Consider the following 9,140-nt stretch of genomic DNA (forward strand, 5'->3'; position numbering starts at 1 on the left):
CGCCAGCACGCCTTCGGTGACGACCACGATCCTGGTCTTTGCCGAAATGCGGTTTTCCATGCGCATGGCGTAGCCGACGGTGGCGCCGGGTTCCTCACCAAGCAACTCAGCCATCCGGCGAGCGGCGGCGCGAGCGGCGAGGCGGCGCGGTTCAAGCAGGATGATCTTGCCGGCGCCGAGCCAAGGCGCGTCAAGCAGCGCCAGCGGCACCAGCGTGGTCTTGCCAGCGCCGGGCGGCGCCACCAGCACGGCGCTGTTGCCATCGCCAAGCGCTTCCCTCAGCGCCGGCAGCACGACGGACACAGGAAGCTCCGGCAGGGGTTTTGTGGTCATGGCGCCCGCATATCAGCGGTTACGGCCACGGCGCAACCAGAGTCGGTTCAAAGCCGGGTACGCGAAAACGGGTTCCAGCGCACGGTCCCCAGCCGCGCTTCCTCACGCACCATGGTCAACAGGCCGGCGCCGCCAACGACCGCCAGGCCAACCAGCGACAGCCCGTCCGGATATTCCTGGAAAAACAACGCGCCGAGGATCACCGCCCAGGCGATCTGCGAATAATGCGTCGGCGCGACCCGGTTGGCAGGCGCGTATTTCATGGCCAGCAGTTGAAGGAATTGTCCACCTGCTGTGAAGGCACCGGCCGCCGCCAACCACAGCAACTGCTTGCCGTCGGGAACGGTGAACGAGGTGGCGGCGGCACCGATGCCGTTGAACAGCAGGCCGTAGCCGACCAGCACGCCGAGCATGGTGGTGCGCTTTTCCTGCTGCGCCAGCGAGCGCATCAGGATGACGCTGGTGGCGGCGAGGAAGGCAACACCGAAGGCGGCAAGGTGGCCGAGATTGAGCTCGCGAAAGCCCGGCCGCACCACCAGCATGACACCGGCGAAACCGGCGACCACTGCCAGCCAGCGCCAGGGGCCGACCTTCTCCTTGAGGATCACCGTGGAGAGAATGGTGACGCAGAGCGGCGCCAGGAATATCAACGCATAGGACTCGGCCAGCGGAATGGTGGTGAAGGCGTAGACACTGAGCACGCCGGAAGCGATGCCCGCCCAGGCACGCGCCTGCACCGCCCATGGCCTTCTGGTGCGCCAGAAATCGCGCCAGCGTTCGCCCGCGGGCCGCGTGAAGAACAGGAAGAAGCCCGCGAACAAGGTTATGAAAAAGCCGATCTCGAAGATCGTGAGCTGACCGCCCAGGCTTTTGACAACGGCATCGCTACCCGAATAGCTTGCGTAGGCGATCAGGGCGAGCAGGATTCCGTTCGTCACGTTGTTCCAATTCCGGGGAGAGAGTGGTTTGAAAATCCTGGCGCTCGGTGCGCATCCGGACGACATCGAGATCTTCATGTTCGGTACGATGGCCGCCTATGCTGCGCAAGGCGCAGAACTCACTTTTGCCATGGCCACCGATGGTGCCAGGGGCGGCACAAGTGATCCCGCTGTTCTCGCTCGTGTCCGTCGCGACGAAGCAACGGCCGCGGCCGCGCTGGTAGGCGCAGTGCCACGCTTCCTCGACTTCCCGGACGGCGAGCTGGTGGCCGATGCAGCGCTGATTGGAGCTCTGAAAGCACTGATCGGTCAAATCGGCCCGGATCTGGTGATCACGCATGCGCCCAACGATTATCATGCAGACCATCGCGCGCTGTCGGACGGCGTTCGTATCGCGGCGTCTTTCGCCGTCCCAGTGCTGCATGCCGACACGATGGGCGGCACCGGTTTCTCGCCGACGCACTATGTCGACATTTCCGCCCATGCCGACGTCAAGGCCGAGGCGATCCGCATGCATCAATCGCAGGATCCCGACCGCTTCGTCGACATTGCGCGGACACAGAACGCCTTTCGCGCCGGCCAGTGCAACGGCGCGCAAGGCTCATCGGCCGAAGCCTTCCGTTTCGAACCGTCGTTCCCGTTCGCCGATATCCGCGCGCTGCTGCCGCCGGCGCCGGCGATCCGCAAGGTGATGGTGAGCACCAGAAGGGTAGATTGAAAGCCGAGGCTGCCCCACGTCCCGGTCAGAATCGGCCTGAACAGCTTCGGTAAACCAGCCAGCGACCCGCGCTTTTCCCAACGTTTTCAGACATCGCCATAAGCATGCTGCGGCGCAGCAACGAATTCGCTTGCCTTGTTTAGTAAAAATTGCATCACTAAACAAATTACTAAACATCTGCAGCGCAACCGCGCCGCCATGTTTGGGCCCCTGAGGAGAGGGGTTGAGGGCTTTTTGAAACCGTCATCCGGGCGCGTTTCGCAAATGGGAGGAAGTCATGAAATCGAGCTTGAAACTGGCGTTGGGACTGACCTCGGCAATCACAGCGTCGACAGCCGTCGCGAACGTCGCGCACGCTGAAGACCTGACCCTGTGCTGGGCCGCCTGGGACCCGGCCAACGCGCTTGTCGAACTGTCCAAGGCTTTTACCAAGGAAACCGGTATCGGCATGAAATTCGAGTTCGTGCCGTGGACCAACTATGCCGACCGTTTCCTCAACGAGCTCAACTCGCACGGCAAATTGTGCGACCTGATCATCGGCGACAGCCAGTGGATCGGCGGCGCTGCCGAGAACGGCCATTACGTCAAGCTGAACGACTTCTTCGACAAGGAGAAGATCAGCATGGACGATTTCGTGCCGGCAACCGTCGTCGGCTATTCGGAATGGCCGAAGAACACGCCGAACTACTGGGCGCTGCCGGCCATGGGCGACGTCGTCGGCTGGACCTACCGCAAGGACTGGTTCTCCAAGCCGGAGCTGCAGAAGGAATTCAAGGAGAAGTACGGTTGGGACCTCGGCCCGCCAACCACTTTCGACCAGTTGAAGCAGGTCGCCGAGTTCTTCCAGAAGCGCGAGATCGACGGCAAGACCGTCTATGGCGCCTCGATCTACACCGAGCGCGGCTCCGAAGGCATCACCATGGGCGCCATGGACGTGCTCTACAGCTATGGCTTCCAATACGAAAACCCCAAGAAGCCCTATGAAATGGAAGGCTTCGTCAACTCCGACAAGTCGGTCAAGGGGCTGGAGTTCTACAAGGCGCTCTATGATTGCTGCACGCCGCCCGGTGCCTCGAACAGCTACATGGGCGAAGGCGTCGATGCCTTCAAATCCGGCCAGGTGGCGATGCACATGAACTTCGCCTTCACATGGCCGGGCCTGCAGAAGGACGAGAATGTCGGCGGCGACAAGATCGGTTACTTCGTCAACCCGAAGGGTCCCGACGGCGAGCAGTTCGCCCAGCTCGGCGGCCAGGGTATCTCCGTGGTGTCCTATTCCGACAAGCAGGAGGCGGCGCTGAAATACATCAAGTGGTTCGCCAACAAGGACGTGCAGGCCAAATGGTGGTCGCTCGGCGGCTATTCGTGCCTCAACGCGGTGGTCAAGGATCCGAAGTTCCCGGCCAGCCAGCCCTATGCGCAGACCTTCCTCGACTCGATGGCCATCGTGAAGGACTTCTGGGCCGAGCCGAGCTACGCCCCGCTGCTGCAGGCTTCGCAGAAACGCTTCCACGACTATGTCGTCGCCGGCCAGGGTTCGGCCAAGGATGCGCTCGACGGCCTGGTCAAGGACTGGACCCAGGTCTTCCAGGACGATGGCAAGATGTAACCAGCTCCTCCCGAGCTAAGCCAAGCATCCCGTGCCGCCCCTTGGCACGGGATGCAGTTCAGATAAATTCCATGACAGAGACGACCAAGTGACCGAAGCAGGACTCACCATGCTCAATCGGACCGCGGAGAACGTTGCCCGGGCGACCCCGGAACCGTTGGCCCGCAAGGTCCGGGGCATCAGCGACAAGGGCCTCGCCTGGCTGTTCATCTCGCCGACGATCCTGTTGCTGCTGGCCATCAACATCTTCCCGCTGTTCTGGGCGATCTATCTGTCGTTCACCAACTACCGGGCCAACCGCCCGAACGAGGTGGTGAAAAATCTCGGCCTTGCCAACTACCAGCGCATCCTCGGCGACAAGGACATCTGGATCGCCATGCAGACGACCGCGCATTTCGTGTTCTGGACGATCCTTTTGCAGACGCTGATCGGCTTCACGCTGGCCTGGCTGATCGACAGGAAGTTCCGAGGCCACGCCTTCTGGACGACGCTGATCCTGGTGCCGATGATGCTGTCGCCGGCGGTAGTCGGCAATTTCTGGCGCTTCCTCTATGAGCCGCAGATCGGCCTGTTCGCCTATGCGATCTCCTTCGTCACGAGGATCCCGCCGACCAATATTCAGATGCTCTCCAACGTGTCGCTGGCGCCCTGGTCGATCATCATCGTCGATACCTGGATGTGGACGCCCTACGTGATGCTGATCTGCCTCGCGGGCCTACGCTCCATCCCCGAATACATCTACGAGGCGGCCGAGGTCGACCGCGCCTCGAACTGGCGGCAGTTCTGGTCGATCACGCTGCCGATGGCGCTGCCCTTCATCATGCTGGCGGTGCTGTTTCGCGGCATCGAGAACTTCAAGATGTTCGACATGGTCAATCTGTTGACCGGCGGCGGGCCGGGCTCGACGACCGAGGTCGCCTCGATAACGCTGAAGCGGCAGGCTTTCGAAAGCTGGCGCACCGGTTATTCCTCGGCCTTCGCCATCATCCTTTTCGTGGCGGTGTTCGGCCTGGCCAACATCTACGTCAAGGCGCTCAACAAGGTGAAGCAGAGATGAGCCTGACCACAGCCCATTCGGTCGTCGCACCGAGCAGCAACTCGAAACGGATCGCCGGCACGATCATCGTGCTTTACGCACTGATCTCGATCGTGCCGCTGCTGTGGATCTTCGCCACCAGCTTCAAGACGCCGCCGGATTCGATTGCCTATCCGCCCAAGATCCTGTTCCAGCCCAGTCTTGAGGGCTACTGCAATTTGTTCACGACGCGGACCCGGCAGACGCCGGAATACATCAACTCGCTGGGTCCGGCGACGGGCTTCTGCGACGAGACCACGCGCAAGCGCAACATGGTGATCGCCGGTCCGTCCAACTTCCTGCCGCGCTTCGTCAATTCGCTGATCATCGCCTTCGGTTCGACCTTCTGCGCCGTGTTCTTAGGCACGCTGTCGGCCTACGGCTTCTCACGCTTCAAGGTGCCGCTCGCCGACGACCTCCTGTTCTTCATCCTGTCGACGCGCTTCATGCCGCCGATCGCCGTCGCCATTCCGATCTATCTGATGTACCGCGAGCTTGGCCTGTCGGACACCGCGCTCGGCATGATCCTGCTCTATACGGCGGTCAACGTGTCGCTGGCTGTCTGGCTGCTGAAGGGCTTCATCGACGAGATCCCGCGCGAATATGAAGAAGCGGCAATGATCGACGGCTACACGCGGCTGCAGGCCTTCTGGCGCACCGTGCTGCCGCAGGCGACGACCGGCATAGCCGCGACCGCCATCTTCTGCCTGATCTTCGCCTGGAACGAGTATGCGTTCGCAGCTCTCCTGACCTCCGGCACGGCGCAGACCGCGCCGCCCTTCATCCCGACCATCATCGGCGAAGGCGGCCAGGACTGGCCGGCGGTCGCGGCCGGCACGACGATCTTCCTGGTGCCGATCCTGGTTTTCACCATCCTGCTTCGCAAGCAATTGCTGCGCGGCATCACCTTCGGCGCGGTGCGCAAATGAGCTTGACCAAGCCTGGGAACCGCAAATCGCGCTGGCCGGCCTGGGCACGGCGCGGGCTGATGGAAAACATCGCGACAGCGCTGATCGCCATCGGCTTCCTGATGCTGTTCCAGCCCTTCGCGCTGTCGCTCTACACCTACTCCTTCATCACCATGCTCGCCGGCACCGTGATGTTCATCATCGTCTCCAAATTCCCGGAATAATCATGGCCGAAATCCGTGTCCAGCACCTGAGAAAGGCCTTCGGCGATTTCGTCGCCGTGCAGGATTCCAACTTCGTCGTCGAGGATGGCGAGTTCTTCGTCATGCTCGGCCCGTCCGGCTGCGGCAAGACGACGACCTTGCGCATGATCGCGGGGCTTGAGCTGCCGACCGGCGGCCAGATCCTGCTCGGCGGCGACGACGTCACCATGCTGCGGGCCCGCGAGCGCGACATCGCCTTCGTCTTCCAGCTGTTCGCGCTCTATCCGCACATGAATGTGCGCAAGAACATCGGCTTCCCGCTGCTGGCGCAAGGCATGCCTTCGGCCGAAATCCGCACGCGGGTCGAGGAAACGGCGAAGCTGCTGCGCATCGACCATCTGCTCAACAAATCCGTCTCCGGACTTGCCGGCGGCGACCGCCAGCGCGTCGCGCTCGGCCGCGCCATCGTGCGGCGGCCAAAATGCTTCCTGATGGATGAGCCGCTGGGAACCCTTGACACCGAATTCCGCGATTTGATGGTCCACGAGCTGCGCGAACTGCACAACCGCATCCATGCCACGACGGTCTATGTCACGCACGACCAGATGGAAGCGATGTCGATGGCCGACAAGATCGCGGTGATGAACCATGGCGTCATCGAGCAGTTCGGAAGCCCGCGCGAAATCTATGACCGCCCGGCGACCATGTTCGTCGCCGACTTCATCGGCTCGCCACCGATGAACTTTTTGGGATTTGGCGGCGGGCTCGCCAAGGGCGCCAGGGAGATCATCGTGCAAGGCGCGAAGGTCGCGGTGCCGGAGGTGCGCGAGGACATCGCACCTGGCGACATGGCGCTCGGCATCCGCCCTGAACACATCCGCTTCGACGACGCCTCAAAATTGCGCGGCGCCATCTACGGCACCGAATATCTCGGCACCACGCAGATCGTCGCGGTGGAGACGGCGGATGGCATCATCAAGGCACGCGTACCGGCCGAAATCAGGCTCGCCACCGGCGACCATGTCGGCCTGACGCTGAGCAGCGCGCGGCTGTCGCTGTTCGAGAAGGGATCGGGCCGCGCGGTGAGAACCGCGATCCACGATGTCGCCTCGGAACGGAGGGCCCAGCATGGCTGAGGTGCACATCAAGAACGTGACCAAGAGTTTCGGCGACCATGTCGCCGTCGACGGCCTCGACCTGCACATAGCAGATGGTGAATTCGTCGTGCTGCTCGGGCCAACCGGGGCCGGCAAGACGACGACGCTGCGGCTCATCGCCGGGTTGGAACGGCCAGACAGCGGCACGATCGAGATCGGCGGACACAATGCCACGACGCTGTCGCCGGCCGAGCGCGACACCGCCTTCGTCTTCCAGCAATATTCGCTCTATCCGCATCTGTCGGTGTTCGACAATCTCGCCTTTCCGCTGCGCTCGCCGGCGCGGAAAATGCCGGAAGACCAGATCCGCCGCCGGGTCGAGGAGGTGGCGAAGATGGTGCGCATCCATCACAAGCTCGCCAACCGCTCGACCAAGCTTTCGGGCGGCGAAATGCAGCGCGTCGCCATCGGCCGCGCGCTGGTGCACAAACCGTCCATCTATCTGATGGACGAGCCGCTGTCATCGCTCGACGCCAAGCTGCGGGCGGATCTGCGGCTCGAGCTGAAGCGCATCCAGACCGAGCTCGGCGCCACCATGCTTTACGTCACCCACGACCAGATCGAGGCGATGACGATGGCAGACCGCATCGGCATCCTCACCGAGGGCGTGCTGGTGCAGATCGGCTCGCCGCGCACCATCTATTCAGAGCCGGCAAACCTGCATGTCGCGGCGAGGCTCGGCCAGCCGGCGATCAATCTTCTGCCGACCGGGCTGCTGCCTGACGGCGGCGCACCGGCCGGCACCAAGACGATCGGCGCGCGCACCGAGCATCTGACGATCGCGAAGGCCGCGAATGGCCATGCTGACGGCGTTGTCGACTGGGTCGAGCATCTCGGTGACCAGAACCATTTGCATGTGACGGTAGGCACCAAGAAACTGGTGACGCTGACCGATCCCGACACGGATCTGGCGCAGGGCGACAAAGTGGTGATCCGCTACCGGGCGCCGCTGTATTTCGGCGCCGATGGACAGCGATTGATGTGAGCGGTTTTCGGTGATTCAGCACCGGTTTTGACTTTGCCAGTACGGGACGAATCGATGAAGCACTTTTTCAATCGCAGGGAAACGATCGTCACCGAGGCGCTGGACGGCCTGCTACGAACCATTGGCTCCGGCGATCTCGCGCGCCTCGACGGCTATCCCGAGATCAAGGTCGTCCTGCGCGCCGACTGGGACAAGACGAAAGTCAGTGTCGTCTCCGGCGGCGGGGCCGGGCACGAGCCTTCACATGCCGGTTTCGTCGGCAGGGGCATGCTGACGGCGGCGGTTTCGGGCGAGATCTTTGCCTCGCCAAGCGTCGAAGCGGTGCTGGCCGCCATTCGCGCGGTCACCGGCCCGGCCGGCTGCCTGCTGATCGTCAAGAACTACACCGGCGACCGTCTCAATTTCGGCCTGGCGGCAGAGAAGGCGCGCGCCGAAGGGTTTCGTGTCGAGATGGTCATTGTCGCCGACGATATCGCTTTGCCCGACATCACCCAGCCGCGCGGCGTTGCCGGCACCTTGTTCGTGCACAAGATATCAGGCCACCTGTCGGAAGCCGGCCACGATCTGGCTGAAATCGCGGCAGCGGCGCGGGCGGCGGCTAAGGACATAGTTTCGCTCGGCATGTCGCTGTCGTCCTGCTCGATCCCGGGCCAGCCGCACGAAGACAGATTTGGCGAGAACGATGGCGAACTCGGCCTTGGCATTCACGGCGAGCCGGGCGTCGAGCGGATTGCGGTGCAGAGCGCCGACAGGCTGGTGGCGATCATGGCGGAGCGCCTCGCGGCACGGCTTGATCCCAAGGCCACCTACGCCTTGCTGATCAACAATCTCGGCTCCGTGCCGCCGCTGGAAATGTCCGTTATCGCCAATGCGGTGCTTGCCTCGCCGTTGGCCAAAACCATCAAACTGACGATCGGGCCGGGCCCGCTGATGACGGCGCTCAACATGAACGGCTTCTCGCTGTCGCTGATCCGGCTGGATGCGGCGCGCGAAACCGCCTTGCAGGCGCCGGTCGGCCCGCATGCCTGGATACCGGCAAAGCCGGTTGTTTCACCTGCCGTCGTGCCGATGGCGAAAGCGGCCGGACAAAGCGTGGCACGCAAGCCCAGCCAGGATGCGCGGACCCGGTCTCTTCTCGTTACCATCTGCGAAAGGCTGATCGCGCTCGAAGCGACTTTGAACGGACTGGACGCCAGAACAGGCGACGGCGACAC

At 62.9% G+C, this 9,140-nt stretch carries 10 protein-coding genes; 8 read left to right on the plus strand and 2 right to left on the minus strand.

Translation table 11 applies throughout. The features are described from left to right. On the minus strand, window positions 1-333 hold a 333-nt coding region (locus ENZ74_RS11945), incomplete at its 3' end, for a DEAD/DEAH box helicase (protein WP_348630694.1). A 47-nt stretch (window positions 334-380) separates the two neighbouring features. After that, a complete protein-coding gene (locus ENZ74_RS11950; RefSeq protein ID WP_063169899.1) occupies window positions 381-1,271 on the minus strand; it encodes a DMT family transporter in 891 nt (296 codons plus the stop codon). 28 nt (window positions 1,272-1,299) lie between these two features. Here ENZ74_RS11950 and ENZ74_RS11955 point away from each other — a divergent pair, with 28 nt between their 5' ends. The 8 genes from ENZ74_RS11955 to ENZ74_RS11990 all read left to right on the plus strand — a co-directional run. Further along, window positions 1,300-1,989, plus strand: a complete 690-nt coding sequence (locus tag ENZ74_RS11955; RefSeq protein ID WP_063169898.1) for a PIG-L deacetylase family protein — start codon at window positions 1,300-1,302, stop codon at window positions 1,987-1,989. Between the two features lie 277 nt (window positions 1,990-2,266). Beyond that, window positions 2,267-3,598, plus strand: coding sequence for an ABC transporter substrate-binding protein (locus ENZ74_RS11960; RefSeq protein ID WP_127312784.1), 1,332 nt, complete (start codon window positions 2,267-2,269; stop codon window positions 3,596-3,598). 109 nt (window positions 3,599-3,707) lie between these two features. After that, window positions 3,708-4,655 (plus strand): sugar ABC transporter permease, encoded by a 948-nt coding sequence (locus ENZ74_RS11965; protein ID WP_063169897.1) that lies wholly within the window; start codon window positions 3,708-3,710, stop codon window positions 4,653-4,655. Next, the gene (locus ENZ74_RS11970; RefSeq protein ID WP_013528079.1) at window positions 4,652-5,602 is read left to right on the plus strand and encodes a carbohydrate ABC transporter permease; all 951 of its coding nucleotides are present in this window, start codon (window positions 4,652-4,654) and stop codon (window positions 5,600-5,602) included. The genes ENZ74_RS11965 and ENZ74_RS11970 overlap by 4 nt, the downstream gene beginning before the upstream one ends. Continuing rightward, window positions 5,599-5,805 carry a hypothetical protein gene (locus ENZ74_RS11975; protein WP_013528080.1) on the plus strand — a complete coding sequence of 69 codons (207 nt, stop codon included), beginning with the start codon at window positions 5,599-5,601 and terminating at the stop codon, window positions 5,803-5,805. Before ENZ74_RS11970 ends, ENZ74_RS11975 begins: the two co-directional genes overlap by 4 nt. Before the next feature lie 2 nt (window positions 5,806-5,807). After that, window positions 5,808-6,920, plus strand: a complete 1,113-nt coding sequence (locus tag ENZ74_RS11980; RefSeq protein ID WP_013528081.1) for an ABC transporter ATP-binding protein — start codon at window positions 5,808-5,810, stop codon at window positions 6,918-6,920. After that, window positions 6,913-7,926: an ABC transporter ATP-binding protein gene (locus ENZ74_RS11985; protein WP_063169896.1), complete on the plus strand. Its 1,014-nt coding sequence runs from the start codon at window positions 6,913-6,915 to the stop codon at window positions 7,924-7,926. The genes ENZ74_RS11980 and ENZ74_RS11985 overlap by 8 nt, the downstream gene beginning before the upstream one ends. Before the next feature lie 54 nt (window positions 7,927-7,980). Then, the coding region (locus ENZ74_RS11990; RefSeq protein WP_164761008.1) for a dihydroxyacetone kinase subunit DhaK at window positions 7,981-9,140 on the plus strand (1,160 nt) is incomplete at its 3' end.

Source organism: Mesorhizobium sp. M7A.F.Ca.CA.002.15.2.1, from assembly GCF_003998715.1.
GTDB lineage: Bacteria > Pseudomonadota > Alphaproteobacteria > Rhizobiales > Rhizobiaceae > Mesorhizobium > Mesorhizobium ciceri.

Bases quoted from the DNA above. Each gene is read 5' to 3' on its own strand.
- ENZ74_RS11985 (WP_063169896.1), top strand. From the start codon at position 6,913: ATGGCTGAGGTGCACATCAAGAACGTGACCAAGAGTTTCGGCGACCAT.
- ENZ74_RS11980 (WP_013528081.1), top strand. From the start codon at position 5,808: ATGGCCGAAATCCGTGTCCAGCACCTGAGAAAGGCCTTCGGCGATTTC.
- ENZ74_RS11960 (WP_127312784.1), top strand. From the start codon at position 2,267: ATGAAATCGAGCTTGAAACTGGCGTTGGGACTGACCTCGGCAATCACA.
- ENZ74_RS11970 (WP_013528079.1), top strand. From the start codon at position 4,652: ATGAGCCTGACCACAGCCCATTCGGTCGTCGCACCGAGCAGCAACTCG.
- ENZ74_RS11965 (WP_063169897.1), top strand. From the start codon at position 3,708: ATGCTCAATCGGACCGCGGAGAACGTTGCCCGGGCGACCCCGGAACCG.
- ENZ74_RS11975 (WP_013528080.1), top strand. From the start codon at position 5,599: ATGAGCTTGACCAAGCCTGGGAACCGCAAATCGCGCTGGCCGGCCTGG.